Source organism: Bacteroides sp. 224, assembly GCF_010500995.1.
In the GTDB taxonomy this organism is placed as follows: Bacteria; Bacteroidota; Bacteroidia; order Bacteroidales; family Bacteroidaceae; genus Bacteroides.
In genome coordinates this window covers 1-26,990 of sequence record NZ_QVMK01000040.1, presented here as the reverse complement: position 1 = coordinate 26,990, position 26,990 = coordinate 1, and the positions used below count along the sequence as shown (strand labels likewise).

Annotated in this window: 23 protein-coding genes; 8 read left to right on the top strand and 15 right to left on the bottom strand. The window is 39.5% G+C overall.

Translation table 11 applies throughout. The annotated features are described in order from the left end of the window. Nucleotides 1-37 precede the first annotated feature (37 nt). Together D0T60_RS15800 and D0T60_RS15795 are read right to left on the bottom strand one after the other, a co-directional pair. Complete coding sequence (locus D0T60_RS15800; RefSeq protein ID WP_163219101.1) at nucleotides 38-775, bottom strand: prohibitin family protein; 738 nt, start codon at nucleotides 773-775, stop codon at nucleotides 38-40. A gap of 25 nt (nucleotides 776-800) precedes the next feature. Beyond that, nucleotides 801-1,967 (bottom strand): dicarboxylate/amino acid:cation symporter, encoded by a 1,167-nt coding sequence (locus tag D0T60_RS15795; protein WP_163219100.1) that lies wholly within the window; start codon nucleotides 1,965-1,967, stop codon nucleotides 801-803. Between the two features lie 290 nt (nucleotides 1,968-2,257). Between D0T60_RS15795 and gnd the strand changes: the two genes are divergently transcribed. From gnd to pgl, 3 genes are read left to right on the top strand one after another with little or no spacing between them, the layout of a single operon-like run. Beyond that, nucleotides 2,258-3,730, top strand: coding sequence for a decarboxylating NADP(+)-dependent phosphogluconate dehydrogenase (gene gnd, locus D0T60_RS15790; protein ID WP_163219099.1), 1,473 nt, complete (start codon nucleotides 2,258-2,260; stop codon nucleotides 3,728-3,730). Nucleotides 3,731-3,758: 28 nt separating this feature from the next. Continuing rightward, complete coding sequence (gene zwf / locus D0T60_RS15785; RefSeq protein WP_163219098.1) at nucleotides 3,759-5,273, top strand: glucose-6-phosphate dehydrogenase; 1,515 nt, start codon at nucleotides 3,759-3,761, stop codon at nucleotides 5,271-5,273. Next, entirely contained in the window at nucleotides 5,270-5,995 is a 726-nt protein-coding gene (gene pgl / locus D0T60_RS15780) for a 6-phosphogluconolactonase (RefSeq protein ID WP_163219097.1), read from the top strand. Before zwf ends, pgl begins: the two co-directional genes overlap by 4 nt. 185 nt (nucleotides 5,996-6,180) lie before the next feature. Here pgl and D0T60_RS15775 read toward each other — a convergent pair whose 3' ends face one another. The 6 genes from D0T60_RS15775 to D0T60_RS15750 are packed head-to-tail and all read right to left on the bottom strand — an operon-like array spanning nucleotide 6,181 to nucleotide 12,563. Next, nucleotides 6,181-6,879: a LytTR family DNA-binding domain-containing protein gene (locus D0T60_RS15775; protein WP_163219096.1), complete on the bottom strand. Its 699-nt coding sequence runs from the start codon at nucleotides 6,877-6,879 to the stop codon at nucleotides 6,181-6,183. A gap of 18 nt (nucleotides 6,880-6,897) precedes the next feature. Further along, a complete protein-coding gene (locus D0T60_RS15770) occupies nucleotides 6,898-7,959 on the bottom strand; it encodes a sensor histidine kinase (protein ID WP_163219095.1) in 1,062 nt (353 codons plus the stop codon). A gap of 18 nt (nucleotides 7,960-7,977) precedes the next feature. After that, the gene (locus D0T60_RS15765; protein ID WP_163219094.1) at nucleotides 7,978-9,198 is read right to left on the bottom strand and encodes an ABC transporter permease; all 1,221 of its coding nucleotides are present in this window, start codon (nucleotides 9,196-9,198) and stop codon (nucleotides 7,978-7,980) included. An 18-nt stretch (nucleotides 9,199-9,216) separates the two neighbouring features. Then, the gene (locus D0T60_RS15760; protein WP_163219093.1) at nucleotides 9,217-9,963 is read right to left on the bottom strand and encodes an ABC transporter ATP-binding protein; all 747 of its coding nucleotides are present in this window, start codon (nucleotides 9,961-9,963) and stop codon (nucleotides 9,217-9,219) included. Nucleotides 9,964-9,992: 29 nt separating this feature from the next. Then, on the bottom strand, nucleotides 9,993-11,186 hold the full coding sequence (locus D0T60_RS15755; protein WP_163219092.1) for an efflux RND transporter periplasmic adaptor subunit: 1,194 nt from the start codon (nucleotides 11,184-11,186) through the stop codon (nucleotides 9,993-9,995). Nucleotides 11,187-11,222: 36 nt separating this feature from the next. Next, complete coding sequence (locus tag D0T60_RS15750; protein ID WP_163219091.1) at nucleotides 11,223-12,563, bottom strand: TolC family protein; 1,341 nt, start codon at nucleotides 12,561-12,563, stop codon at nucleotides 11,223-11,225. A 233-nt stretch (nucleotides 12,564-12,796) separates the two neighbouring features. Between D0T60_RS15750 and D0T60_RS15745 the strand changes: the two genes are divergently transcribed. The 3 genes from D0T60_RS15745 to cydB all read left to right on the top strand — a co-directional run bounded on the left by D0T60_RS15745 (nucleotide 12,797) and on the right by cydB (nucleotide 15,850). After that, nucleotides 12,797-13,036, top strand: coding sequence for a DUF4492 domain-containing protein (locus D0T60_RS15745; protein ID WP_163219090.1), 240 nt, complete (start codon nucleotides 12,797-12,799; stop codon nucleotides 13,034-13,036). A gap of 21 nt (nucleotides 13,037-13,057) precedes the next feature. Then, a complete protein-coding gene (locus D0T60_RS15740; RefSeq protein ID WP_163219089.1) occupies nucleotides 13,058-14,611 on the top strand; it encodes a cytochrome ubiquinol oxidase subunit I in 1,554 nt (517 codons plus the stop codon). A 93-nt stretch (nucleotides 14,612-14,704) separates the two neighbouring features. Beyond that, nucleotides 14,705-15,850: a cytochrome d ubiquinol oxidase subunit II gene (gene cydB, locus D0T60_RS15735; protein WP_163219088.1), complete on the top strand. Its 1,146-nt coding sequence runs from the start codon at nucleotides 14,705-14,707 to the stop codon at nucleotides 15,848-15,850. A gap of 67 nt (nucleotides 15,851-15,917) precedes the next feature. Here the strand turns inward: cydB and D0T60_RS15730 are convergent, their stop codons facing one another. From D0T60_RS15730 to D0T60_RS15715, 4 genes are all read right to left on the bottom strand, one after another. Further along, the gene (locus tag D0T60_RS15730; RefSeq protein ID WP_163219125.1) at nucleotides 15,918-16,874 is read right to left on the bottom strand and encodes a D-2-hydroxyacid dehydrogenase; all 957 of its coding nucleotides are present in this window, start codon (nucleotides 16,872-16,874) and stop codon (nucleotides 15,918-15,920) included. Continuing rightward, complete coding sequence (locus tag D0T60_RS15725) at nucleotides 16,871-18,133, bottom strand: replication-associated recombination protein A (RefSeq protein WP_163219087.1); 1,263 nt, start codon at nucleotides 18,131-18,133, stop codon at nucleotides 16,871-16,873. Before D0T60_RS15725 ends, D0T60_RS15730 begins: the two co-directional genes overlap by 4 nt. Nucleotides 18,134-18,159: 26 nt before the next feature. Beyond that, nucleotides 18,160-20,724, bottom strand: a complete 2,565-nt coding sequence (locus tag D0T60_RS15720) for a DUF5686 and carboxypeptidase-like regulatory domain-containing protein (protein WP_163219086.1) — start codon at nucleotides 20,722-20,724, stop codon at nucleotides 18,160-18,162. Between the two features lie 96 nt (nucleotides 20,725-20,820). Further along, nucleotides 20,821-21,918, bottom strand: coding sequence for a UDP-N-acetyl glucosamine 2-epimerase (locus D0T60_RS15715; protein ID WP_163219085.1), 1,098 nt, complete (start codon nucleotides 21,916-21,918; stop codon nucleotides 20,821-20,823). An 86-nt stretch (nucleotides 21,919-22,004) separates the two neighbouring features. On the opposite strand from D0T60_RS15715, the gene D0T60_RS15710 reads away from it, so the two are divergent. Continuing rightward, a complete protein-coding gene (locus tag D0T60_RS15710) occupies nucleotides 22,005-22,613 on the top strand; it encodes a trimeric intracellular cation channel family protein (RefSeq protein ID WP_163219084.1) in 609 nt (202 codons plus the stop codon). A 24-nt stretch (nucleotides 22,614-22,637) separates the two neighbouring features. Here the strand turns inward: D0T60_RS15710 and D0T60_RS15705 are convergent, their stop codons facing one another. Further along, a complete protein-coding gene (locus D0T60_RS15705; protein ID WP_163219083.1) occupies nucleotides 22,638-23,141 on the bottom strand; it encodes a DUF4251 domain-containing protein in 504 nt (167 codons plus the stop codon). Nucleotides 23,142-23,363: 222 nt separating this feature from the next. Here D0T60_RS15705 and D0T60_RS15700 point away from each other — a divergent pair, with 222 nt between their 5' ends. Further along, nucleotides 23,364-23,690, top strand: coding sequence for an RNA polymerase sigma factor (locus D0T60_RS15700; RefSeq protein ID WP_239059584.1), 327 nt, complete (start codon nucleotides 23,364-23,366; stop codon nucleotides 23,688-23,690). On the opposite strand, the gene pflA is transcribed toward D0T60_RS15700, so the two are convergent. Further along, the gene (gene pflA, locus D0T60_RS15695) at nucleotides 23,687-24,415 is read right to left on the bottom strand and encodes a pyruvate formate-lyase-activating protein (RefSeq protein WP_163219081.1); all 729 of its coding nucleotides are present in this window, start codon (nucleotides 24,413-24,415) and stop codon (nucleotides 23,687-23,689) included. The genes D0T60_RS15700 and pflA overlap by 4 nt on opposite strands. Before the next feature lie 9 nt (nucleotides 24,416-24,424). Continuing rightward, nucleotides 24,425-26,653: a formate C-acetyltransferase gene (gene pflB / locus D0T60_RS15690; RefSeq protein WP_163219080.1), complete on the bottom strand. Its 2,229-nt coding sequence runs from the start codon at nucleotides 26,651-26,653 to the stop codon at nucleotides 24,425-24,427. Nucleotides 26,654-26,990 lie beyond the last annotated feature (337 nt).

Below are 26,990 nucleotides of genomic sequence, written 5' to 3'. Positions count from 1 at the left end.
TCATTTATTCTAACTACTGGCTCTTAACTACTGACTACTACTTTATCGTAATAAAGGGCAACTTATCTCCACTAAAATATTGTGGCATTTTTCCATCCCATTTATTAATAGCCATTTCCTGAAGCACCATAGGCGATAATGAAGCTTGTTTAACTGTCTGAGCTTCTGCTTCCAATTTCATTCTTTCCAATGTAAATTTAGCAGCAAGAGCACCTTGCTCGGCTATCTTCTTATCTTCAATTGCTTTGTTGAACTCATCGCTGAAATCATGATTGGTAATCAGTAAGCTTTTTACAATAATGCCACTTCCACCTACCTGGTTGGAAAATGCAGTGCTGATGCGACTGGAAATTTCAGCTCGTTTTTCTACAAACGCTTCAATAGGATATTCGGCTATGATTGCATTGATCTTTTCTGATAGAGTGGGTCTTAATAATGTGTTTTCAATACTCTTTCCATAAGTTTGGTAAATGTAATCAACCTTCATAGGATCAAGGGAGTAAACAAGCCCCACTTCTACGGCAATTGTTTGGATATCGCTGGAAGATACTTCCGATTTCATGGTAAGATTATAATCGCGAACAGACATAAGCTCAACCTGATCTACAAAAGGCATTTTCATGTTCAAGCCTTCGCTGGCTATACCGGTTAATCGACCAAATCGGAGAATGACTCCTCTTTCGCCTGTATTTACAGTATAGAAAGCTCCAAAAGAGAATATAGCCAACAGAATGATTATTAACCCAATGACAATGTGTGATGATTTGATATTCATATAGTTATTATTTAATGATGATATTTTATTTTCTGGAATGTTTGGTTAGCTGATCTACTGCTAAAGCTATAGCCCCATCGCCTGTTACATTACAAGCTGTACCAAAACTATCCATAGCAATGTAGAGTGCTATCATAAGTGCTTGGGTATCTTCTCCAAATCCAAGAACAGATTGTAATACTCCCAAAGAAGCCATTATAGCACCGCCCGGTACACCCGGAGCAGCAACCATAGCAATGCCCAACAGGCAAATAAACCCTGCAAAGAGCGGAAAGTCATAAGGCATTCCCTGCATAATCATTAAGGCGAGGGCACAAGCCACAATTTTTAAAGTACTGCCGGATAGATGTATGGTGGCACAAAGAGGAACAACGAAACCTGCAATTTGTGGGGAAACTCCGTTTTTGACTGTTTGTGCCAAAGTAACAGGAATAGTAGCTGCAGAAGATTGTGTACCTAAAGCCGTGAAGTACGCCGGTAGCATACGAGCCAGGAGTTTAAACGGATTTTGTTTCACTAATAAACCGGCAATGGAATATTGGAGAATCAACACAAATAAGTGAATCCCAAATATAACTCCTATAATTTGAATAAAGACCAATAATATAGAAAACGCCTGTCCTGAATAAGTCATATTTAAGAAAATGCCGAAAATATATAAAGGAAGAACAGGGATAATAACTTTCTCTATCACTTTCACAATAATCTCTTGAAAATCTTGTGCTGCCTTTTTAAGTGTTTGCCCATTTAAATGGGCTAACCCTAATCCCAACATAAATGCGAGTACGAGTGAGGTCATTACTCCCATTAATGGAGGAATGCTTACTGTAAAGTAAGGTAATAAACTATCTGAACCTGCTATTTCTTCCAGAGAAGTTCCCGGTTCTATCATTAAAGGAAACAAGCTTGCTCCCGTAAAATAAGATAGAAATCCGGCAAATAGTGTAGAACCGTATGCAATGGCCACTGTAATAAGAAGAAGCTTCCCGGCTTTGTTGCCTATATTGGCAATAGCTACAGTAACCAAACCCAATATGATTAATGGAATAACAAAATTTAGAAACTCACTAAACAGCGAATTGAAAGTTATAAATACACGAACAAAAGGAGCAGGAAGAACCTGTCCTAATAATACTCCTATTATAATAGCAATAATAATTCGGGCCAATAACCCGATTCGTAGTTTTTTCATAAGCGATTTATTAGTTAGGACAAAAATAATCAAATAAATAGATGATAGAAATCAGAGTCTCTTTAAATTTTGCTCGTTCTTCTATTTAGTTTGAATTATTCATACCAACCAACTGCCAGTAGCATTTACCTGAACTGCCAGTAGCACTTTCTTCAATTGCCGGTAGCATTTTTTTCAATTGCCGGTAGCAAAAAACAAATCCTTCATCAGCGTTGTTGCTTACAGAACAATTGTTAGGTCTATATCGTTATTTACTAATGATATAAACTATATATAAATAAGAGAAAAAGATGAAACAGAATAAATCGAATGTAGGGCTGATCGGTCTTGCTGTAATGGGAGAGAACCTTGCCCTCAATATGGAAAAAAACAATTGGAAGGTATCGGTTTATAATCGTACGGTGCCGGGTGTTGAAGAAGGAGTTGTGGAACGTTTTGTAAATGGTAGAGGTAAAAATAAGAATATTGAAGGATATACAGATATTGCTGCTTTTGTAGATTCAATTGCGGCGCCCCGAAAAATAATGATGATGGTACGTGCCGGAAGCCCTGTAGATGAACTGATGGAGCAATTGTTTCCTCATCTTTCTCCCGGTGATATTTTGATAGATGGTGGAAATTCCAACTACGAAGATACCAATCGTCGTGTACAACTGGCAGAATCAAAAGGGTTTTTATTTGTAGGAGCCGGAGTTTCCGGTGGCGAAGAAGGTGCTTTAAATGGAGCATCTATTATGCCGGGAGGATCGGAAGCAGCATGGCCTGAAGTGAAGCCAATTCTGCAGAGTATTGCAGCAAAAGCCAGTGACGGTACACCTTGTTGCGATTGGGTAGGTCCCGGCGGTTCGGGACATTTTGTGAAAATGATCCATAATGGCATTGAATATGGTGATATGCAGTTGATAGCTGAGGCATATTGGACCATGAAAAACCTATTGAAGGTGAATAATGAAGAATTATCTACCATCTTTGCTTATTGGAATGAAGGAAACCTTAAAAGTTACCTGATTGAAATCACTGCTAAAATATTAAAGCATAAAGATAAATACAGTGGCTATCTGGTGGATCATATTCTGGATGCAGCCGGACAAAAAGGCACAGGAAAATGGTCTGTAATTAATGCCATGGAACTTGGAATGCCTTTGGGATTGATTGCTACGGCTGTATTCGAACGTAGTTTATCTGCTCAAAAAGAGCTACGCAAAGAAGCTTCTTCGGATTATCATCATCGCGAACGGCAAGTGATATTTAATAAACCGGAATTGGTGATTGATGTACATTCGGCATTATATGCTTCAAAAATAATTTCTTATGCCCAAGGTTTTGCGGTATTGCAACAGGCATCCGATGCTTTCAAATGGGATTTGAATCTGGCTTCCATAGCTCGTATGTGGAGGGCAGGTTGCATTATTCGCAGTGTCTTCCTCAATGATATTGCTGCTGCTTATGAAGCTCCGGATAAACCTAAACATTTGCTTTTGGCTCCTTTCTTCAAAACAGAAATTAAACAAGTGTTTATTGGCTGGAAGCGATTGGTAGCTCATTGTGCACAAGAAGGAATGCCTGTACCTGCATTCTCGTCGGCGTTGAATTATTTCTACTCGTTGACATCCGAAACGCTACCTGCTAATCTTATTCAGGCGCAACGCGATTACTTCGGAGCTCATACCTTCGAGAGAACCGATCAGCCACGAGGAAAATACTTTCATGAGAACTGGACCGGACATGGGGGAAACACCCAATCTGGCACCTATAATGTGTAACGTAACTAAAGTTTGAAAGAAAATATTTATGGCAAATAATAAGACTAAGCATCCTTTAGGAATCGTAATATTTGGTGCCTCGGGCGACTTAACAAAACGAAAATTAATGCCGGCACTTTATTCTTTGTATAAAGGAAAAAGAATCACACAATCTTTTTTCATACTTGGAATAGGCAGAACTCAATATACAGACAGCAATTATCGTTCTTATATGCAGAAGGAATTGGCGGAATTTGTAGCCAAAGAAGATCAGGATAAAGATTGGATGGATTCATTCATGTCCCAACTTCATTATCTTTCTATGGACCCTTCTGTTGAGAGCGATTATGAAACCTTGCTAAATCGTTTAAAAGAATTGACGGGCGAAGAGCAACCGTCAAATTTATTGTATTATCTTGCTACGCCTCCTTCTTTGTATGGGGTAGTGCCTTTGCATCTAAAAAAGTATAACCTGAATGGTAAGGAAACACGCATTATTGTAGAAAAACCTTTTGGTTATGATCTGGAATCTGCACTTAAATTGAATGAAGTATATACTTCTGTTTTTGATGAAAACCAAGTATATCGTATAGATCATTTCTTAGGTAAGGAAACAGCCCAGAATATTCTGGCATTTCGCTTTGCCAATGGCATCTTCGAACCATTATGGAACCGCAATTATATTGATTATGTAGAAATTACTGCGGTAGAAAATCTTGGAATAGAGCAGCGTGGAGGATACTACGATACTTCGGGGGCTTTGCGCGATATGGTGCAAAATCATCTGATTCAGTTAACCGCCCTGATGGCTATGGAACCTCCTCTGGCTTTTAACGAAACTGATTTCAGAAACGAAATAGTGAAGGTCTATAACTCTTTATCTCCTTTAAATCAAACCGATTTGGATGAACATATTGTTCGTGGGCAATACATGGCATCCGAAACTAAAAAAGGATATCGGGAAGAAAAGAATGTTCCGGCCGATTCACGCACTGAAACATACATAGCCATGAAGCTGGGCATTAGCAACTGGCGATGGAGTGGAGTGCCTTTTTATATCCGGACAGGTAAGCAAATGCCTACCAAAGTAACCGAGATTGTGGTGCACTTTAAGGCGGCTCCCCATCAGATGTTTCATTGTGCCCAAGGAAATTGTCCCCATGCCAATACCTTGATATTAAGGATTCAACCTAATGAGGGAGTCTTGTTGAGGGTAAGTATGAAAGTGCCCGGTTCGGGCTTTGAAGTAAAACTTACCGATCTCGATTTCTCTTACGACAAGTTAGGCGGCTTGCCCTTCGGTGATGCTTATGCGCGCCTTATTGAGGACTGTATAGCAGGCGACCCTACTTTGTTTACCCGAGGCGATGCAGTAGAGGCTTCTTGGCGTTTCTTTGATCCGATACTTAAATATTGGAAAAACAATGCAGCTGCTCCACTTCATGGATATCCGGCCGACACTTGGGGACCCCTTGAAAGCGAAGCGATGATGAATGAACACAATGCTTCCTGGACAAATCCATGTAAAAACTTAACTAACAAAGACTTATATTGTGAATTATGAAAATGAATATTTATCCGTGCTCAATGGAAGCATCGCGTGCGTTGATTCGCTATCTTGTTCAAAAACTGTCGGATGCTCCGGAGAAGGTTTTTAATATAGCTTTTAGTGGAGGAAGCACACCATTAAAAATGTTCGATCTATGGGCTAATGAATATGCAGACATTACCCCTTGGGAGCGCATCAGATTTTGGTGGGTAGATGAACGCTGTGTGGAGCCCCGCAGTCCGGAAAGTAATTACGGACAGATGAAACGAGTACTTTTGGATCAGGTAGGTATTCCCGAAGAACACATCTTTCGGATTTATGGAGAAGATGACCCGAAGAAAGAAGCTAAGCGTTATTCTGATTTAGTAAAAAAGTTCTTACCCATTAGAAATAAATGCCCGCTCTTTGACTTGGTTTTGTTAGGAATAGGAGAAGATGGGCATACTTCATCTATCTTCATTGGGCAGGAAGAGTTACTTTCTTCTCCTGAAATATACGCAGTGAGTACTCATCCTGTTACTAAGCAGAAACGAGTTGCGCTGACTGGTGCTTCTATTATTAATGCAGAACAAACCATCTTCTTTGTAACAGGAGCAGAAAAGCAAAAAGTGGTTTGCGAATTGTATTTATCCGGCGATATAAATCCGGCTGCCTATATTGCTCACCGTGCCAATAATGTGGAGTTCTTTTTGGATGAGGCAGCAGCAGGCGAAAAAGATAATTCACTATTTAAATAAAAAAAGCACTCTCTGATCGACCGCCGCCGGAGAGTGCTTTCACAAAAACTAAACTAGACTTAACTAAACTATTCTAAAAAAAGAGTTATCGCAACTCTCTATCTGTTCAATGCAAATATATAAAGATTATGCAATTCTAACAAGCGGAATCGACAAAAGTCTTGTTTTTATGGATAAACAGGCTCTTAGCTTCGTTCATCCAGAAATTCCTGAAAAGATTGTTTATAGCTATCGCTAACAGGAATGTACACTTTATCGAAAACAATACGTCCCCGGTCTATAATTCTGATTTTTTCTTTTTGTACGATGTATGATCTATGTACACGCATAAATCGGATAGACGGTAGGAGCTCTTCCATAGCTTTCATACTCATAAGCGATAAAACGGGGCGAGGCAACTCCTCTAAATAAATCTTGATATAATCTTTTAAACCCTCTATATACAGAATCTTTTTTAATTCTATCTGTACCAATTTATAATCGCTCTTTACATAGATGCTTTCAATCTCTTCTGTTTTTTTGCCACGTTCAAACCATTGTACGGCTTTATTGGCTGCTTGCAGAAATTCTACATAAGAGATAGGCTTTAATAAATAATCTAATGCGTTTACCCGGTAACCATCAATGGCATACTGATCAAAAGCAGTGGTAAAAACAATACGAGTTTGCGGAGAAACCATTTTAGAGAATTCCAATCCGTTAAGTTCAGGCATTTGTATGTCCAGGAATAACAGATCTATCTGTTTATCAGGCAATTCTTTAATGGCTTGTACGGCACTGGAGTATTTTCCTTCCAGTTGTAAGAACGGGGTTTTGTTTACATAGCTCTCTAATAAGTCAAGGGCTAAAGGTTCATCATCTACTATTGCGCAATGTAGTATCATAGTAGTATATTTTAGAGGTTAAGTATCTGTTGTTTTTATCTGTAATCTTGAAATGTATTTCTTTCCTTCCTCGGATACATATTTCTCCCAAGTGTATTGATTGGGATATAATAACTCCAAACGTTTGCTAACCTGTGGCAAACCAATGCCCGAACCGCTTTTATCCTGATAGCTTTTGGGGAAGTTGCTGTTTATAATCTCACAGGTCACTTTCTCTCCTTCCTCAAAGAGGGAAATGTGTATATAACTTGGTTCTGTGGGAGAGATACCATGCTTAAATGCATTCTCTATAAGCGAAATGAATAAAAGCGGAGCCACCAATGTGCGACTGTTCTTGTTGATACCAATTTCAGTCTTTAACGTTACATTAGATGATAACCGGATACGCATTAATTCAATATAATTACGTATAAAATCTGCCTCTTTAGATAAAGGAACATAGTTCTGCTGATTATCATAAAGCATGTAGCGTAATAGTTTGCTTAATTCCTGAACAGCTTGTTGCGCTTTATCCGTGTCGAAAGAGATAAGCGCATATATGTTGTTCAGTGTGTTAAGCAGAAAGTGCGGATTAAGCTGATTGCGTAAATTCTTTAACTCTGCTTCTGTGCGGCTTTTTTCTGCCTCACGCCGTGCTGCTTCTATTTTGGTCCACCTTCGGCTTATACGAATAATGGCACTAAGGCCTATGGCAAATCCTAAGCTAACAATATCCCGTACAAAGAAGAACCATCCCGGAAAACGAGGTCCGGGATTGTTAATCACTTTAAAGGAAGGAGCCATGGTAGTATGCCATAAATGTAGAAACGAAGACGTTATGATTATCAAGAGCAAATTATACAAAATGTATGTATAAGTTCGCTCACGAAACAAATAGCGAGGAATTAAGAAGAAGTAATTGATATAAAATACAATAATGAAAGTAATGGGCACCATGGTATGATGCAGATATTTTGTCCAGTTAAAGTCTTCGTTGGTACGATCGGTCATCAGAAGCGGAAAGGTGAAAAAAATGATCCAACTGATAACGTGTATCAATACCTCCAATGTCTTATGATGTCTGGCAAGTAACTTCTTCATAATTACAAATATAACAAATTATTCGTATCTAATTGCTTCTATTGGGTCAAGATCTGCTGCTTTTTTGGCAGGATACCATCCGAAAAAGATTCCTGTAATGGTACAGACAAGGAAACTTAATATCACACTCCACAATTGTATATATACCGGCCAGTTTGCGATGGACTTTACTGCAAATGAGGCTCCTACGCCAATAAGCACCCCAATAATACCTCCGGTGATACTTATAAGTACGGCTTCAATTAAGAATTGACTTAAAATATCTATGCCTCGTGCACCTACCGACATTCTTAAACCGATTTCGCGAGTACGTTCGGTAACACTTACATACATAATATTCATGATACCAATACCCCCAACAATTAAGCTGATACCTGCGATGCAAGCAAGAAGGGTAGTCATAAGGTTTGTTGTGGAGCTTAACATGGAGCTTAATTCCTGTTGAGAACGGATATTAAAATCGTCGTCATCTCCTTCTTTTAGTTTATGATTGCTTCGGAGTATGGTGGTTATCTCTTCCATTGCTTCTTCGGTCATATCTTCGGTAAGTGCTGAAGCAAAAATACTTTGAAGATATGTAACAGCCGACAAACGTTTCATTACCGTGGTATAGGGAGCTAATACCACAGCATCCTGGTCTTGCCCCATAGAGTTATAGCCTTTGGATTTAAGAACACCCACTACACGAAAAGGGATTGTTCCGAATCGAATTACCCGTCCTACGGGATCTTCTCCGTTTGTGAAAAGATTGTCTACAATGGTTTTACCAATTACGCATACTTTGGCACTGGTCTGAATATCTGCTTCGGTAAATATTTCCCCACTTTCCACACTGAGTTGGCGAATGGTTAGATAATCTATGGAAACGCCATTAACACTGGCCGGATAATTATTAGCACCATTTATAAGTTGTCCCGATTTTGATACATTCGGACTAACTGCCGACAAATAACGGGTTTCTTCTTGTAGGCTGGCGTAATCGGTAAGTTTTAGCGTCTGCATAGCACTTGGGTCTTGTCGAACGCCTCCCCTCATGTCGGCTCCGGGATGTATCATAATCATATTAGACCCCATTTCGGATACTTGCTTTTGGATGCTTCGCTTCGAGCCCTGGCCGATGGCAAGCATGGTAATCACCGAAGCAACTCCAATGATAATTCCTAACATGGTTAGGAATGCCCGCATCTTATTATTGACTAAAGCGCGCAAAGCTATTTTAAATAAATTAGTTCCGTTCATATCATTCTTCTTTCTTACTTAAAGTTCTTCTGGAGGTGGTAGAGCTGCTAATGCTTCGGCAGCAGAGTGAATGTTGTTATTTACCGTATCCTCCTTTATCTGTCCGTCTCTTAAAATAATATTTCTGCTACTGTATTGAGCTATTTCGGGGTTGTGAGTAACAAAGATAATCGTTCTGCCTTCTGCATGTAACTTCTGGAATAGAACCAGGATTTCGAAAGAAGTGCGACTGTCGAGATTACCCGTTGCCTCGTCGGCAAGTATAACGGCCGGGTTATTTACCAATGCACGGGCAATGGCAACGCGTTGCATCTGTCCGCCACTCATTTGGTTGCTTTTGTGCATTAAACGATCTCCAAGTCCTACAGCTTGTAAAGCCTCTATGGCTCTTTGCCTACGTTCTGCTGCCCCTACAGACGGATTATACATTAGCGGAAGCTCTACATTCTCTATCGCTGTTGTTTTTGCCAGCAAATTGTAACTTTGAAATACAAAACCGATCTTCCGATTGCGTAATACAGCCCGTTCGCTCTTGCTCATACTTTTTACAGGAATGCCGTCCAGTATGTACTCTCCGGAGGTAGGTGTATCGAGGCAACCTAAAGTGTTGAGTAAAGTAGATTTCCCCGAACCGGATGTACCCATGATGGTTACAAATTCTCCTTCCTTGATGGTGAAGGAGATGCCTCGCAACGCATGTACTGTCTCTTCACCAACCTGAAAGTCTCGTTTGAGATTCTGAATTTCAATTATTGATTTACTCATTGTTCATCTTTTACCTTTAGTTGAATGTATTATCTCTTTTTGTTACCACCCGGACGTTGAGGCATGAAAGGAGATGATTCGGACTGTCCACCACTTGGGGGACCTTGTACGGAAGTTCCAGGCATTTGTCCAATGCTAACATCTGTTATAATAACAGCACCTTCCTCAATACCACTTGTGATTTCGGTAAGAACACCGTTGCTGATGCCTCTTTGAACCGGATGTGCGGTGAAAGTTGTTCCTTCGCGAGTCCACAGTTTGTTTTTGCTTTCTGCATCGATTACTTTATCTTCCGGCCCGATAAAAGGAACTTCGGGAATAAACCGAAAAGCTTTGGTCGGTACACATAGTACATTATTTTTTTCTAATGTATAGATGGTAACTTCGGCTGTTAATCCGGGTTTTAACTTGAGTTCCGGGTTAGGTGCCGAAATAACTACTTCGTATGTTACCACATTATTGGTGGTGGTAGCTTGCTGGCGCACTTGGGTTATATGTCCTTCGAATACTACTCCCTGATGAGCATCTACTTTAAAGTTTGCGCGTAAACCATCGCGCACATCACCTATATCGGCTTCATCTACATTAACTATTACCTGCATATCTGTCAGGTCGTTGGCAATGGTGAAAAGCGTAGGAGTACTGAATGATGCTGCTACAGTTTGTCCCTCTTCTACGGCACGGCTTAATACTACTCCGTCGATAGGAGAATAGATGGTGGCATACCCTAAGTTTGTTTCTGCTTTGGCTAAATCGTTCTTGCTGATATCATACGAGTTTTTAGCTTTTTCATAGTTATAAAGTGCGGTTTCATAGTCGGTATCGGCTATTAGTTTCTTTTCGAACAAGGTTTTAATTCTTGTATAGTTCTTGAGCTGATATTCATATTCTGTTTTTGAATTGGCTACAGAGCTTTTTTTACTGGCTAACTCATTCAATAAGTTTGTTTTGTCGAGTTCGGCTATAATCTCTCCTTTTTTTACTTCGCTATTATAGTCAACATACAGTTTGCTTACAATACCCGATACCTGTGTACCTACTTCTACCTGTGTTACAGGCTCTACTGTTCCGGTGGCTGTAAAAGAATTGCTTATATTTCCTTTAACTACCTTTGCTGTTTCGTAAGTAACTTTATGTTTGGGAGTTACTCCTTTGAACATCCATATACCCACTGCTGCAATAAGTACTATGACAGCAATGATGATTAGTTTCTTCTTGTTCATATATTAGTTTTTATGATTTGTTTCGAGAATTTGAATTTAGAGGGTAATATTTTCGCCTTGATAAAAACGTAACAATTGTATATTCAGCACAGCCATGTATTTAGCCTGAATTACTTCTTGTTGGGCAGAAAGCAGATTATTCTTTTCGGTAAGTAATTCTACCGTATTCTTCATACCTACATTGAATTGTTCGCTTACCAACTCATAGCTGGTTTGTGAGCTACGTAGCTTTTCGCTGGCGGCTACATATTTTTGTTGGGCAGTATTGGCATCCAACCAGATGCTTTCAATGGTGCTGTAGAGTGCTTTTTCTTCATTCATCATATTGAGCTTACTGCTTTCGTATTGTAATCGGGCTTTTTGAACAGTACTTTTAGTTTGTCTGTTATTAAAGATAGGAACAGATAAAGTGACTCCTACGCTATTGCTCCAACTGTCTTTTATTTGTTCATTGAAAGTAAAATCTTTCCCCGAATTGTTTGAATGTCCGGTTCCGATACCTGCCGTAAGACTCAATGAAGGCATATATCCCGCTTTGGCTATGCTGATACCTAAATCAGAAGCTTCAATATTCAGTTTGCTTGCCTCTATTTCCGGACGTATGGAAAGAGCGGTTCGGTAAACATCAGATTTCCCCGGAAGTATGGTAACTACACTTTCATTACTGATTTCGGCTAATAAAAGATTCATTTCTTCTTCTCCATCCAGTTCGAGCAACTGTTTCAATTGGAGCTTATAGTTTTGTAAGGCGGCTTGAGAATTAACCAAAGAGTATTTATCGTTACTATATTGCGCTTCCAACTGTGCATAATCGCTTTGTGCAATGTAGCCGGCTTTCAGTAGTTCTTTTGCCCTGTTCACCTGTGCTTCGGATACTTCCAACGTGTTTTGATTGATTTTTACCGATTCATCTGCATATAGTATTTGTACATAAAGCTGAGTGATGCTTATTTCTATATCATCTTCGCTTTGTTCTACGTTTAATTCGGAAACGCGATTATTCAGTTTTTGTTGTTCAATGGTTTTGGTGTTTTTCCCGCCATTGTATACTGTCCAGGAAGCATTTAGGCCGTAATTGCCATTGTATGTATTCTTTTTAGAATTGTTATTGCCCTGTGGCCATGGCCTGTTAGCGAAATTATGCGATGTACTAAAAGAAAGGTTAGGGAATAGCGCAGCTTGTGATGTCTTTACATCAACATAAGCGCTTTCTGCTGCAATTTTGTTCTGGCGAATGGTAATGTTTTGCTCCATTGCATAATTAATGCAGGATTCCAAGTCCCATACAGCGGGTCGTTCTTGTGCCGATAAGTTATTTCCAACACAAGTCGCCGCTGTACATAAGGTAATCGTTATCCATCTTTTTACCTGTATCATAATATCTGTCTTTTATTAATTTTACTAAAACAAAGGTATTTCCTATTTAGTTCGTGTGCAAAATAGATAGACTACTCCGTTTTATTCATCTTCCAATAAGGTGAATTTGTCGATTATTTATAGAGGTGAACTTTATACAAACTGAAAGTGTTATTCATTAAATAATGCTAATCATTGTATTCGTTCAATTGTTTTAATAGATTTGTAATAATTATCATTTTTAAGATGTTACAATGAGAAACCCCGTTTCACGTATATGGAATTTTTATGCAGAGGGATTCCGGAGTATGACGCTTGGGCGCACTCTGTGGCTTATAATTCTCGTAAAGCTTTTCATTATGTTTGCCGTTTTAAAAGTGTTTTTCTTCCCCAATTTCTTGAGTAACCGACCGGAAGGTACTACTAAAGAAGACTTTGTAGCAGGAGAATTGCTACAACGTTCTCAAAACAAAGTAACAGAAGATAATCGTTAACCTTACTAATATAAAAAAACTATGGTAGAAAGTATTGATTCCTCTTTAATTGATTGGTCGAGGGCACAATTTGCTTTGACCGCCATGTATCATTGGGTTTTTGTTCCTCTTACCCTCGGATTGGCTGTGGTGATGGGGATCATGGAGACTCTTTATTATAAAACAGGTGATGAGTTTTGGAAAAATACAGCTAAGTTCTGGATGAAATTATTCGGTATTAATTTTGCCGTAGGTGTAGCTACAGGATTGATTCTGGAATTTCAGTTCGGTACAAACTGGAGCAACTACTCATGGTTTGTGGGTGATATATTCGGTGCTCCGTTGGCAATAGAAGGTATTCTGGCGTTCTTTATGGAGGCAACTTTCATTGCTGTGATGTTTTTTGGTTGGAATAAAGTGAGCAAAGGTTATCATCTGGCTTCTACCTGGCTTACCGGGTTGGGAGCAACCATATCGGCTTGGTGGATTTTGGTTGCAAATGGTTGGATGCAATATCCAATAGGAATGGAGTTTAACCCTGACACTATGCGTAATGAAATGGTAGATTTCTGGGCGGTTGCTACTTCTCCAATGGCGGTACAGAAATTCTTTCACTCCATTCTTTCAGGATGGGTATTGGGAGCCATTTTTGTGGTAGGAGTTAGTTGTTGGTTCTTACTGAAAAACCGCGAAAAGAGATTTGCATTAGCAAGTATTAAAATTGCAGCTATATTCGGTCTGGTTTCTTCTGTATTAATAGCTGTAACGGGCGACCAATCCGGCTATTTGGTTGCAAAAACCCAACCCATGAAATTAGCCGCAGTCGAAGGCTTTTATGAAGGACGTGACGAAGCTGGATTAGTAGCAATTGGTATGCTGGATCCTTCTAAGAAAACATACAATGATGGAGTAGATCCGTTTATTTTTCGCATGGAAATACCTTACGCACTTTCTTTTTTAGCCAAACGAGATGTAAATGCTTTTGTGCCCGGTATTAGTGATATTATTGAAGGAGGATATACGCTGGAAGACGGTACTAAAGCGCTTTCTGCCCAAGAAAAGATGGAGATGGGCAAATTGGCGGTTTCTTCGTTAGGCATCTACCGGGAAGCTAAAAAAGCAGGAAGAAGTGAAGAAGCAGATGCAGCATTGACGGTTCTCATGGAAAACGTGAAGTATTTTGGTTATGGTTATATCAATGATGTAAATGATTTGGTTCCTAATGTGCCACTCAATTTTTATGCTTTTCGTGTCATGGTGATATTGGGTGGGTATTTTATCTTATTCTTTATGCTGATGATCTTCTTTATATATAAGAAAGATCTGACTAAAATGAAGTGGATGCAATGGATTGCGTTATTAACCATTCCGTTAGGATATATTGCGGGGCAAGCCGGATGGATTGTTGCCGAATGTGGTCGTCAGCCTTGGGCTATTCAGGATTTATTGCCGGTTAATGCAGCCATATCCCGTTTGCAGACTGGCTCTGTACAAACCACCTTCTTTATCTTTGTAGTTTTGTTTACAGTGATGCTTGTTGCGGAGGTTAGTATACTATTGCGCGAGATAAAGAAAGGTCCAATGATAAACAATTAATAATTGAGAATTAATAATTGAGAGTTAGCCCAGAGTGCATAACATAAACATCTGATCTTAATTATTAATTCAAAATTCTAAATTAAAAGAGTTATGACATACGAATTCTTACAACAATATTGGTGGTTGGTAGTATCATTGCTGGCAGCTATCCTGGTTTTTCTGCTTTTTGTGCAAGGAGGGAACTCGCTTTTATTCACGTTGGGAAAAACAGATGAAGAGCGTAAAATGATGGTGAATTCAACCGGGCGAAAATGGGAGTTTACGTTTACCACCTTAGTGACTTTTGGAGGTGCTTTTTTTGCTTCATTTCCTCTCTTTTACAGTACCAGTTTTGGAGGTGCATATTGGTTATGGATGATTATTCTCTTTAGTTTTGTACTACAAGCTGTAAGTTATGAATTTCAGAGTAAAGCAGGTAACTTGTTAGGAAAAAAAACATATCAAACGTTTTTGGTCATCAATGGTGTGGTTGGTCCTGTACTTTTAGGAGGAGCAGTAGCTACATTCTTTACAGGATCTAACTTCCTGATTAATAAAGAAAATATGATGGATATGGCTATGCCTGTTATCAGTAGTTGGGGAAATAACTGGCATGGTTTGGATGCATTGGCCGATATTTGGAACGTGGTATTGGGGTTGGCCGTATTTCTTTTGGCACGTATATTAGGTATCCTTTATTTTATTAATAATATCAATGATGATACTTTGATTTCCAGATGTCGTAAAGCATTGCCTGTTTATACTATTCTATTTTTGCTATTCTTTCTGGCGTTTGTTATTCGTACATTATTGGCCGATGGTTTTGCTGTGAATCCGGATACGCTGGAAGTATTCAAGCAACCCTATAAATACTTTATCAATTTTAAAGAAATGCCTGTAGTGTTGATTGTATTTTTAATAGGAGTGGTTTTTGTGTTGTTTGGAATTGGAGCTACTATTTTTAGAAATACATATAAGAAAGGTATTTGGTTTGCCGGTTTCGGAACCGTATTAACAGTGTTGGCTTTATTATTGGTGGCCGGATATAACCATACTGCATATTATCCTTCAAATCTGGATTTACAAAGCTCGTTAACATTGGCTAATAGTTGCTCCAGTGAGTTTACTCTGAAAGTGATGGCGTATGTATCATTGTTGGTTCCTTTTGTTATAGCCTATATATTTTATGCATGGCGGAGCATTGACAGGAAACCTATTGATTCAAAAGAGATTAGTGAAGATAAGCATGCCTATTAATCAGGTAATGTAGACTTGAATTACATGTCTTCCTACCACAGAAGATAGGTAATTCAAGCCTGTATTACTATTTTGCCACATTATTTTCCGGCTTCCCCGTTTGAAACGCACGTATGTTCTCAATCATAATACTCATTAATCTTTGACGTGCTGCCAAAGTAGCCCAGGCAATGTGCGGAGTAATATAACAATTACGAGCAGTTAACAGCGGATTATCAGCATGAGGAGGCTCACTACTTAATACATCCAATCCTGCCGCATAAATTTGTTCCTTATTTAAAGCATCGGCTAATGCCTGCTCATCTATAATGGGACCACGGCTGGTATTGATTAAGATAGAGGTTGGTTTCATCATAGCAAGACGCTCTGCATTTACCATTCCTCTGGTTGCCTCTGTTAGCGGACAATGAAGACTTACAATATCACACTCTTTGAATATCTGATCTAACTCCATCTTTTTAATTTCGGGAGGAAGTTGCAAACGTGATTTGGAGGTGTGTGCCCATACTTTCATTCCGAAGCCCAGTGCAATACGGGCTGTTGTATAACCGGTAGCACCTAAACCTATTAAACCGATCTTTTTTCCTAATAATTCTATCAGTGGTGTATCTGCAAAGCAGAAATCCTTACTGTTTGTCCACTTTCCTTTTCTAACCTCTTCCGAATGGTGTTGAACCTGAGAGCTAATGTTCAGAATATGAGCAAATACCATTTGAGCAACGGAAGTAGTGCTGTATGCAGGTATATTAGTAACAATGACACCACGTTCTTTGGCTGCTTCAATATCTACCACATTATATCCGGTAGCTAATACTCCGATGTATTTTAATTCCGGAAGTGCATTTATATGTTCGGCGGTGATAACCGTTTTGTTCGTTAGCAGTATTTCCGCATGAGCAGATCGTTCAAGTACTTGTTCGGGAGTAGTACGATCATAGATGGTACATTCTCCTAATTCCTTTAAACCCTCCCAGGAAAGATCACCGGGATTCAGCGTGTAGCCGTCTAATACTATTATTTTCATTTTTTCCATAATTTGTTCATTCTTTCTTTGATTGAATTCTCTGCCGGATTGTTTTGAGCCTCCCAGAAATGACGATCTTTTAATTCATCCGGTAGATATTGCTGCTGAACGAAATTTCCTTCGTAACTGTGAGCGTATTTATAATCCTGTCCGTATCCCAGTTGTTTCATCAGTTTGGTGGGAGAATTACGCAAGTGTAGAGGAACCGGTAAATTGCCTGTTTCCCGAACCGCAGCTACGGCGTTATCAATAGACATGTAGGCTGAGTTACTCTTCGGACTGGTGGCCAAATATACGGTTGCTTCTGCCAGTAGTATTCTTCCCTCGGGCCAACCTATTTTCATAAGTCCGTCAAAACATGCATTAGCCAGTAGTAAAGCATTGGGATTGGCTAAACCGATATCTTCGGCAGCAGAAATTACTAATCGCCGGGCAATAAATGCAGGATCTTCGCCACCTTCTACCATACGTGCCAGCCAATATATGGCTCCATCCGGATCGCTTCCACGAATGGATTTGATGAAAGCAGAGATAATGTCATAATGCATTTCGCCGTCTTTATCATAAGCCAGCGGGTTTTCTTGCAGACGTTCCGTTACCATTGCGTCTGTAATAATAACCTTATCTTCCGATTCGGATTCTACTACCAGCTCCAGTATATTCAATAGCTTGCGGGCATCTCCCCCCGAAAAGCGGAGTAGAGCGGTTGTTTCTTTTAATTCTATTTTACGCTCTTTCAGGATTACATCTGTGGTGATGGCTCTTTGCAGTAATTCCAGCAAATCGTCTTTTTCAAGAGATTTAAGCACATATAGCTGACTGCGGGATAGGAGAGGACGGATCACTTCAAAAGAAGGATTCTCGGTAGTGGCTCCGATAAGTGTTACAATGCCTTTCTCTACTGCTCCCAATAGTGAATCTTGTTGGGATTTACTAAACCGATGAATTTCATCTATAAAAAGTATAGGGCTCGATTGAGAAAAGAAACGATTACTCTGCGCACGTTCAATCACGTCCCGAACATCCTTCACACCGGAAGTTACGGCACTTAAAGAATAAAACGGAGTTTCCAATTTATTGGCGATAATTTGTGCCAGTGTGGTTTTTCCTACTCCCGGAGGTCCCCAAAGAATAAAAGAAGAGATGCGTCCGGAATCAATCATCTTGCGTAATACTGCATTCGGACCTACCAAATGTTTTTGTCCAATGTATTCATCCAACGTTTTAGGACGTAATCTTTCTGCTAAAGGTTGTGCCATAATAATACCTTGTTTAGATTCTCAGTTTAGAATCTCATTAAAATCATGAAGCGAATACCATGTTTCTTGACATTCGGATTATCAAGATAGTTTAAACGACGCACATATTCTACATGGAGAAGCTTGAATATATTGTATACGCCGACGCTAAGTTCCATGTAGGGAACTTTGGGGTCCATAGTAAAGCTGGTATATTCGCCATTGCGGGTGGGAAATCTAAATAAGTCGGTATCATCCGGATTTAGATATGGATTGTTCTTATCTGTTAAGTCTCCCCAAAGCATACGGAAACGAAAAGCTTCTCTCCATTTCAGTTTCTTAATGAGCGGAATACGGTTGAATAATTTTCCGTTCATCTCATAAGTGAGCGCCAGCGAGGCATATCTATCATTGAAAAACTCCATGTTATTAATCAATGTAAATGTTTCCTGTTGAGTGATATACGATAAATTGGCTGCGGGCAAAATTAATAGCGGGAAAGGAACTTTATTCCATTGAGCTCCGGCTTTCACAGTCATGTCCATATTTCCCCAAGAGGATAACCAGAAACGTTTCCAGATACTTGCCTCGGTGAAGTTAAAATCATAATCTCCTCCTAAAACACCCTTAAAACCGGTGGTGTGAGATAAAGTATATACCGGCATATCTCTGGATACGGCTATACGACGCTGCTTGGTATTTACATACGTTCTTCCGGGGGCATACTCCATAGTTATTCCCACTTCGGCAGTAGTCATATCTTTAATGAGAGTAGCGTTTGCATCATTCTTAAAATAATGTAGGTTGCCCGTTGGTTCGTCATTGCGGTGCTTAGCTGTAACAGTGAAGCCAAGCCCATTCATGGTTTCTAATTCATATTTTAAGGTCGCATCTTTTACATACGACATTTGGTCTACAGTAGTAATTTTCCACGAAACAAACACATTGTCTTTGTCGGTAGTAAGAAACTTATCCATCGGAGACATAACATCATATTTGTACGAAGCCGAAATGTTGTGTTTAGGGAACTCCCAGGGAAAGAACTCTTTCTTTTTAAAAGCGTGGGTAACTGTTCCTTCATATTTAAACTTCTTGTCTTTAAATCCGTAAGCTCCATATCCGCTAAGAAACCATTGGGGATGTAATTTACCTGTAGTACGTCCACTTGCACGAAGACGCAACCCATCTACATAATTACTTGTGATAATGGTATTGATAGGACCTAAATCGAATTTGCTTGGATTGTTGGGACCACCTGTTTCCACATGGTTTTCAATAAACGCTTTCGCAACGAAAATTACATACTTAAAGCCGGGTATCTGCGCCAACTGATTCACAAACAAATCCATGTTGCTTTCCGTTTTGGTAAGTGGAACCTGTCGTACATCTGCCCAAAACTCATCGCTTTTAATCAACATGTCTGTTTCCTTGATGACACTTCCTTTTGCCCGGAATAAAGGACTCTCAATGGAATTGAAAGAGTAATTGCTGTATTTGGTTGTACGCTGCACCTGAAGCCCCTGTAATGCCTTAATTGCATACAAATCTACAATCATATCATCATCCGTAAGTACCCAGTTTCCGTCGGGCAGCTGAGTAAATTCCTGCACAATATCCATGTTCTCCACAAAGTTGACTCCTGTCTTTTTAGGAAGATTCATAGTACATTTCTTAACGGCATAGCTGGAATCATTGACTACATAAAGGTGACCGGTAAATCCAAAGTCCTGCGAGTTTTGCGGAACAAAGGATAAATGAACGCACTGATGCTTATCGACCATAATTGTGTCCATCAGGTAGAACTTATAGAAAGAAATGGCTGAATTTGAAATAGGACTCACAAAGCGTTCCTGAAGTAAACGAATGTCATTATCGTAGATATTAATATCGGAGAAAATATCTTTCAGAACGGTTCCTACCATATCTCCTGTGGAGAGAAAGTCCTCTATTCCATTGGAAGTCATTCCCCGGATAATTGTTTTCTCGCTTTTAGGATCTTTCCGGTAAATGGTTTGAGATGCGGTTTCCTGTACAGATATAGGAAGAATGAACTTATCTGAGTTAGGAGAGGGTTCGAGTTGTTTTTCTAAAAATGGAATCTTCTTGTAGATACCTTCTTTGGCCTTTTCCGGAGTCATGTCGTTCAACGACATTTTAATTTTCTGATACTTATCATTTTGATAGAAATCATTTTCTTCCAGTTTGAAGGTGGACTTGTTTTCTATCACTTTCCGCATGAAGTCTACTGCGGGGTTATTCTTTCGGGAATATCTTTCTCTTCCCGGTTTCACAACTACCTCACTCAACAAAACATCAGAGGAGGATAATTTAACGTCAAGTCTCCTTGTACCTGGTTTTATTTTTACTACTTTGGTATTGTATCCGATAGCAGAGAATGTTAGTTCATTCCATCCGGAACGAACTTCCACGCTATATTCTCCCTTTTCGCTGGAAGTGGTTCCTACTCCTTTACCTTCATAATATACAGAAATATACATGAGTGGTTCATTGGTCAGGGAGTCGGTTATAAGTCCTCTGATTTGCGCAAATACCTGAGGAACAGTGAAAATTAGCAGCAATACTATAATTAGTCTTTTATAGAGTCTATCCATTTTGCTATATATAAGAGCGCAAATTTAGCAAATAACTGTCATATAAATTGCTAATTTAACATAACCTAATCTAAGAGACTGTTTCTCTGAGGTTGTTTACTTATCAGAATTCCCTTCCAATAGTATTTGCACAATCCTTTCTGCTGTTTTTCCATCCCACCTGTCTGGCAATTCACCTTTTTTCCATTTTCCATCCATTAGAGTTTGCATGGCTTCCAGTAATAATGCCGGGTCTTCGCCTACAAGCTCATTGGTACCAATCCGGTAGGTTTCGGGGTGTTCGGCGTATGTATTAAGCGTAATACAGGGAATTCCTAAAAAGGTAGCTTCTTCGGCTATGTTACCGGAATCGGTTATTACTGCCTGAGCTTTATTCATTAGATAACCGAAAGATAAATAACTTTGTGTAGGCAATATATGAAGGTTATCTGCTTGTATATTCAGGGATTTGATGGCCTCGCGCACATAAGTATGAACGGGCACAATAATCGGCATTCCCCGAGAACTTTTGATGATTACATTTATCAATTCACGAAGATTCTTTTCGTCATTAAGCAATGAACGTCTGTTAAGAGTTAGCAGTATATATTCTTTCTCCTTTAAACCAAGTATGGAAAACCAAACAGGCTGAATTAAACGACTGCGATTATACCGTATGGTGTCAATCAATATGTTCCCCACATGGTATACATGTTCGCTTTCTGTTCCTGATTGATTGAGATTACGGTTGGCCACCATGCCGGCGGTGAATAAATAGTCAGACAAACCATCTGCAATAATCACGTTGGCTTCTTTGGGCATATCTATATCGAAAGAACGGGTACCGGCCACTAAATGGGCTACTTTGATGTGGCGTTTCTTGGCTACAATAGTACAAGCCATAGTGGGCGTTAAATCATCTACCACTAAAACAATCTGTGCGGGGTTAGCAGATAACTCATCATCGAAAGCCATCATTATCTGTGCTGCCGTTTTTATAGGGTTTTTATCATCTATATTCAGGTAAACATCAGGAGCTTTCATATCCAGATCTGAAAAGAGAGATGCATCCAGGCTACTGTCATCTTGCTTTCCTGTATATATTAATCTATAGGAGATGTTTTTTCCTTCTTTCCGTGCTTTTTCGATGGCTCTGGTAATGGGTGCTATCTTCATGAAGTTAGGACGGGCACCGGCAACAATTGTAATTTTCATACGCTACATTGTATAGAGGTTTAGATAACAAAAGTACTGTTTCTTTTAGAATTTATTTGTTTCTTTGCAGAAAAATAAAAATCATTATGCCAACATTTGTGCAAATTATAGAGTTTATTGGTACGTTTGCCTTTGCAATTAGTGGTATTCGACTGGCTTCGGCTAAACAATTTGATTGGTTTGGAGCTTATGTGGTAGGATTGGTAACAGCCATCGGTGGAGGTACCATTCGGGATCTATTGTTAGATGTAACTCCCTTTTGGATGACGAATCCTATTTACCTCGTTTGTTCCGGTTTAGCTCTGTTTTGGGTTATTTTCTTTGGCAAATATCTTATCCATCTGAATAATACCTTTTTCGTTTTCGACAGCATTGGTTTGGCACTCTTCACTGTGGTGGGAGTAGGGAAGACTGTTGGTTTAGGCTTTCCATTTTGGGTAGCTATTATTATGGGAGGAATCACCGGTGCAGCCGGCGGAGTACTTCGTGATGTTTTCATCAATGAGATTCCTTTGATCTTTCGCAAAGAGATTTATGCAATGGCCTGCGTGATTGGTGGTATTGCTTACTGGCTTTGCGATTTAGCCGGGTTCACTCTTATCATAACTCAACTGATAAGCGGAGGCGTAGTATTTATCGTTCGCTTCTTGGCGGTGAAGTACCAGATTTGTTTACCGATATTAAAGGGTGAATAGAAAATCACCCTTTCTGTTGATAGTTTATTCTTCTTCTTCTCTGTTCAGTTCTCCCATAAAGTCAATAGATTGCCTTTTGTTCATATTGACGGCAACACTTGATGATCCGTTAGGGTGAACAGTCAGTATAAAGTTGTATGTATCTTCGCTGGTTTGGGCAGAGAACTTTATTCGGGCTGCACCTTTCTTTATATATTCTACTTTGTACTCTTTTATGGGGGAATCGAATATCAGTGCGCTACCGCTACCACTTCCAATTGGAATAGAGTAAGCTCTCCCAAAGTAGGGAAGATAGGAAAACACAGAATCGTTTTTCACCTTTACCGAATAGCGCGAAGTAAGATTAATGGTTTTTCCACTTTGCGGATGTGCCATATTCACGTCGATGGTATAATCTCCGGAATTAATAATTTCTTTTAATTGTTGTTTCTGCTGTTCTTCCTTTTCTTTCTTGGTTTGAGCAGAAATGGTACAAATGCCTACGAAAGCAAATATACCTAAGAGCAGGGTACGTTTGTTTAGTTTCATAATAATGTCCTCCTTATTTTTATAAATGTAGTTATTCTTTTATTTACTACAAAGTTAGAACACCCAAAAACTGTCAAAAAGCACCTAAAAACTGTCAATTGATGGTTTTTACCCCTTTATCTGACGGTTATTGCCCCATCTACTTTCGGAATAAGCCTTAATATTGCAATGTGATTAGTGAAGAGAAAGTAAAACGGCATATAAACTAAAAGAAGAATGATTATGAAAACAAGTGTAAGTTTCGAGAAGAATAATTCAATGGCGGTTGACCTTAACATCAAAGGTTGGGTATATTCCATTATGCGTATTCTATTTATCAACAACTTCTTTAGTGCTGTTCAAGAACAAGCTTATGTAGATTATACTTATACAGAGGATATTACAGAAATACGTAGGAAGGTAAATACATTACCTTCGGCCTACAAAGAACTTTATTCTATGCATATAGCCGGATTCGACTATAAAGAAATAGCACGGAAACTCAATTTGCCGTTACGCATAGTAAAGATTCGTATTTCTTTTGCTAAAAGTTATTTGCAAACTTCTTAGTTAATATAAACGGTTTTGAAATAACGTCTGAATAATTGGGCTGCTTGCTCTAATTGTTCGGGCGTGTTTTCTTTTACTCCTTTCAATAAATATTCCTGTCCCATGGCTTCGTATTTGTGAACTCCCAAAGAATGATAAGGAAGTATCTCTACTCGTTCTATCATTTGGTAGTTCCGGAAGTGTTCTCCCATAGCTTGTATGTCTTCTTCGAAGTCGCTGTATCCGGGCACTAATACATAACGTATCCAGAAAGGCTTTTGTTGTTTTTCCAACCATTCGGCTGTGAGCAGCGTTTGCTGATTGTTGTGTTTGGTTAGCTCTTGATGGTGCTGGTTATTAAACTCCTTAACATCAAGCAATACAAGGTCTGTAAGTTGAAAGAGTTCTTTTACGTCATCGTTCCAGATGCTTCCGTTGGTGTCTACACAAATATGTATACCATTCTCTTTTAGCTCTTTGAATAGAGGGATCAAGGCCTTTGCCTGCATTGTCGGTTCTCCTCCCGAGAATGTGATTCCTCCTCGTTTACCAAAGAAAGCTTTCTGATTAACGGCCATGCGCACTATTTCATCCGGTTGGGTAATGTTGCCCTCTTTAATGGCAATCGTATCCGGATTAGCACAATATAAACAACGGAAATTGCATCCTTGAAGGAAAACGACGAGCCGAAGACCCGGCCCGTCGAATGTTCCCATGGATTCGTAAGAGTGTACTCTGATATCCATTTATATGATTTAGAATTTTTCGTGGAAGCTACGGCTGAGAACCTCAAGCTGATGCTCACGACTTAATTTAACAAAGTTTACAGCATATCCCGATACACGGATGGTTAACTGCGGATACTTTTCAGGATGTTCCATGGCATCTTCAAGCATTTCGCGGTTCAATACGTTCACGTTCAGGTGGTGAGCTCCTTTGGTGAAGTAACCATCCATCATTGTTACTAAGTTCTCTACGCGATCTTCGGCAGTAGGGCCTAATGACTTAGGAACGATAGAGAATGTATTACTGATACCATCTTGAGAGTCGCGGTAACGCAATTTAGCTACTGAGTTAAGTGAAGCAATAGCACCGTTCTTATCACGACCATGCATTGGGTTTGCACCCGGAGCAAAGGCCACACCTTTGGCGCGTCCGTCGGGAGTAGCACCGGTCTTTTTACCATACATTACGTTCGATGTAATGGTAAGAAGAGATAATGTAGGACGAGCATTCTTATAAACAGGTAATTTCTTAAGTTCTTCGTTGAAGAAGTATACAAGGTCGATACCCAATTTATCTACTTTGTCGATGTCGTTACCGAAGCAAGGGAATTCGCCTTCGATATCGAAACCTTCGGTCAAACCGATGTCGTTGCGGCGAGCTTTTACTTTAGCATATTGAATAGCCGATAAAGAGTCGATAGCAATAGAAAGTCCGGCTACACCATAAGCAAGGTTAATGCGAGGATCGGTATCGATTAGAGCCATTTGAGCTTTTTCGTAATAATACTTATCGTGCATATAGTGGATAACGTTCATCGCTTCGTTGTATACGCGAGCAATTTCCACTAATACCTTCTTGTAGTTATCCATCACTTCTTCAAACTTCAGTTCGTCGCCGCTAAGTACCGGGATGTCTTTAACCATTACAGTACCGGTGTTTTCGCAACGTCCACCGTTGATGGCAAGCAATAAAGCTTTTGCCAAGTTGGCACGGGCTCCGAAGAACTGTATCTGACGACCTATATCTTGGTAAGACACACAGCAAGCAATACCGTAATCATCTGAATTACGAACTTCGCGCATCAGTGTATCGTTTTCGTATTGAATAGAAGAGGTGTCGATAGAAACTTTAGCGCAGAAGTCTTTGAATCCTTCAGGAAGTTCGGGCGACCAAAGTACAGTCATATTTGGTTCCGGAGAAGCACCAAGGTTATATAATGTCTGTAAGAAACGGAATGAAGTTTTGGTTACTTTATGACGACCATCATTGAAACGTCCACCAATTGCTTCGGTTACCCATGTTGGGTCTCCGGCAAAGATGTCGTTGTATGTTTGCATGCGCAGGTGGCGTACCATACGTAGTTTAATAACAAACTGGTCGATCAATTCCTGAGCAAAAACTTCATCGATTGTTCCTTTTTCTAATTCATATTGAATATAGATATCGAGGAATGAAGAAACATTACCCAATGACATAGCAGCACCGTCTTGTTCTTTTACAGCAGCCAGATAGGCCATATATACCCATTGAACAGCTTCTTGAGCGGTATATGCAGGACGACTTAAATCTATTCCGTAATATTCGCCCATTGTTTTGATTTCGTTCAAGGCTTTGATTTGCTCTGTTACTTCTTCGCGAAGACGGATGCGAGCATCAGTCATAGGACCTGTAAGAGTTTTTAAATCTTCTTTTTTAGCTTGAATCAATCTGTCTGTTCCATAAAGAGCCAAACGGCGATAGTCACCAATGATACGTCCACGAGCGTAATTGTCGGGCAATCCGGTGATAAATCCTAATGAGCGGAAAGAACGAATTTCGTCGGTATAAGCATCAAAAACACCATCATTGTGAGTTTTGCGGTAGTTTTTGAAAATATCTACTACTCTTTCGTCGAGTTCTACGCCTGCTTCGCTACAAGCGCGAGCCACTACGTTGATTCCACCAAAAGGTTTAATGGCACGACGAAGCAATTCGTCGGTCTGCAAACCTACGATTAGTTCGTTTTCTTTATCAATGTATCCGGCTTTGTGTGAGGTGATGGTTGAAACGGTTTTGTTATCTAATGATCTTACTCCGTTGTTAGCTCTTTCTTCTTCGATGGCTTTCAAACAGATGTCCCAGATCTTCTTTGTTCTTTCAGTTGGTCCTTGTAAGAAAGAAGCATCTCCGTCATAAGGGGTTATATTGTTGCTTACAAAATCTCTGACGTTAATCTCTTTACTCCAAAGGCCATCTTTAAAGGCTTGATTTAATTCCATAATGTTTATTTTTTGGGTTAGTTATCTCATTTGCACTGCAAAATTACTGTCTTTTTTCCATATAACAGTCATAAATTACCAATATTTCATGTTTTAAAACATAAAATACTTGTTCGTATGTATGGGCTTTAGTCTTGTGTCACAACAGTGTCACGCTTGTGTCACAACAGTGCCACGGGCATGGCACAGTTGTGCCACAGGCATGGCACGCTTGTGCCACAGGCGTGGCACAACTATACAATCTGTATGTTAACGTTTTTAGTTGACTACTTTCAGTCTTATTAATAGAATTGGTTGCCTCGGTTTATACTTAGTTATAAACTAGGTTGACCTTTTT

What these genes read in the sequence shown, in the direction of transcription:
- D0T60_RS15720 (WP_163219086.1), bottom strand. Translation starts at nt 20,724, where the DNA reads ATGGATAGACTCTATAAAAGACTAATTATAGTATTGCTGCTAATTTTC.
- pflB (WP_163219080.1), bottom strand. Translation starts at nt 26,653, where the DNA reads ATGGAATTAAATCAAGCCTTTAAAGATGGCCTTTGGAGTAAAGAGATT.
- D0T60_RS15795 (WP_163219100.1), bottom strand. Translation starts at nt 1,967, where the DNA reads ATGAAAAAACTACGAATCGGGTTATTGGCCCGAATTATTATTGCTATT.
- D0T60_RS15730 (WP_163219125.1), bottom strand. Translation starts at nt 16,874, where the DNA reads ATGAAAATAATAGTATTAGACGGCTACACGCTGAATCCCGGTGATCTT.
- D0T60_RS15800 (WP_163219101.1), bottom strand. Translation starts at nt 775, where the DNA reads ATGAATATCAAATCATCACACATTGTCATTGGGTTAATAATCATTCTG.
- gnd (WP_163219099.1), top strand. Translation starts at nt 2,258, where the DNA reads ATGAAACAGAATAAATCGAATGTAGGGCTGATCGGTCTTGCTGTAATG.
- D0T60_RS15765 (WP_163219094.1), bottom strand. Translation starts at nt 9,198, where the DNA reads ATGAACGGAACTAATTTATTTAAAATAGCTTTGCGCGCTTTAGTCAAT.
- D0T60_RS15710 (WP_163219084.1), top strand. Translation starts at nt 22,005, where the DNA reads ATGCCAACATTTGTGCAAATTATAGAGTTTATTGGTACGTTTGCCTTT.
- D0T60_RS15750 (WP_163219091.1), bottom strand. Translation starts at nt 12,563, where the DNA reads ATGATACAGGTAAAAAGATGGATAACGATTACCTTATGTACAGCGGCG.
- D0T60_RS15755 (WP_163219092.1), bottom strand. Translation starts at nt 11,186, where the DNA reads ATGAACAAGAAGAAACTAATCATCATTGCTGTCATAGTACTTATTGCA.
- D0T60_RS15700 (WP_239059584.1), top strand. Translation starts at nt 23,364, where the DNA reads ATGAAAACAAGTGTAAGTTTCGAGAAGAATAATTCAATGGCGGTTGAC.
- pgl (WP_163219097.1), top strand. Translation starts at nt 5,270, where the DNA reads ATGAAAATGAATATTTATCCGTGCTCAATGGAAGCATCGCGTGCGTTG.
- D0T60_RS15725 (WP_163219087.1), bottom strand. Translation starts at nt 18,133, where the DNA reads ATGGCACAACCTTTAGCAGAAAGATTACGTCCTAAAACGTTGGATGAA.
- D0T60_RS15770 (WP_163219095.1), bottom strand. Translation starts at nt 7,959, where the DNA reads ATGAAGAAGTTACTTGCCAGACATCATAAGACATTGGAGGTATTGATA.
- zwf (WP_163219098.1), top strand. Translation starts at nt 3,759, where the DNA reads ATGGCAAATAATAAGACTAAGCATCCTTTAGGAATCGTAATATTTGGT.
- D0T60_RS15760 (WP_163219093.1), bottom strand. Translation starts at nt 9,963, where the DNA reads ATGAGTAAATCAATAATTGAAATTCAGAATCTCAAACGAGACTTTCAG.
- D0T60_RS15715 (WP_163219085.1), bottom strand. Translation starts at nt 21,918, where the DNA reads ATGAAAATTACAATTGTTGCCGGTGCCCGTCCTAACTTCATGAAGATA.
- D0T60_RS15740 (WP_163219089.1), top strand. Translation starts at nt 13,058, where the DNA reads ATGGTAGAAAGTATTGATTCCTCTTTAATTGATTGGTCGAGGGCACAA.
- D0T60_RS15775 (WP_163219096.1), bottom strand. Translation starts at nt 6,879, where the DNA reads ATGATACTACATTGCGCAATAGTAGATGATGAACCTTTAGCCCTTGAC.
- D0T60_RS15745 (WP_163219090.1), top strand. Translation starts at nt 12,797, where the DNA reads ATGAGAAACCCCGTTTCACGTATATGGAATTTTTATGCAGAGGGATTC.
- pflA (WP_163219081.1), bottom strand. Translation starts at nt 24,415, where the DNA reads ATGGATATCAGAGTACACTCTTACGAATCCATGGGAACATTCGACGGG.
- D0T60_RS15705 (WP_163219083.1), bottom strand. Translation starts at nt 23,141, where the DNA reads ATGAAACTAAACAAACGTACCCTGCTCTTAGGTATATTTGCTTTCGTA.
- cydB (WP_163219088.1), top strand. Translation starts at nt 14,705, where the DNA reads ATGACATACGAATTCTTACAACAATATTGGTGGTTGGTAGTATCATTG.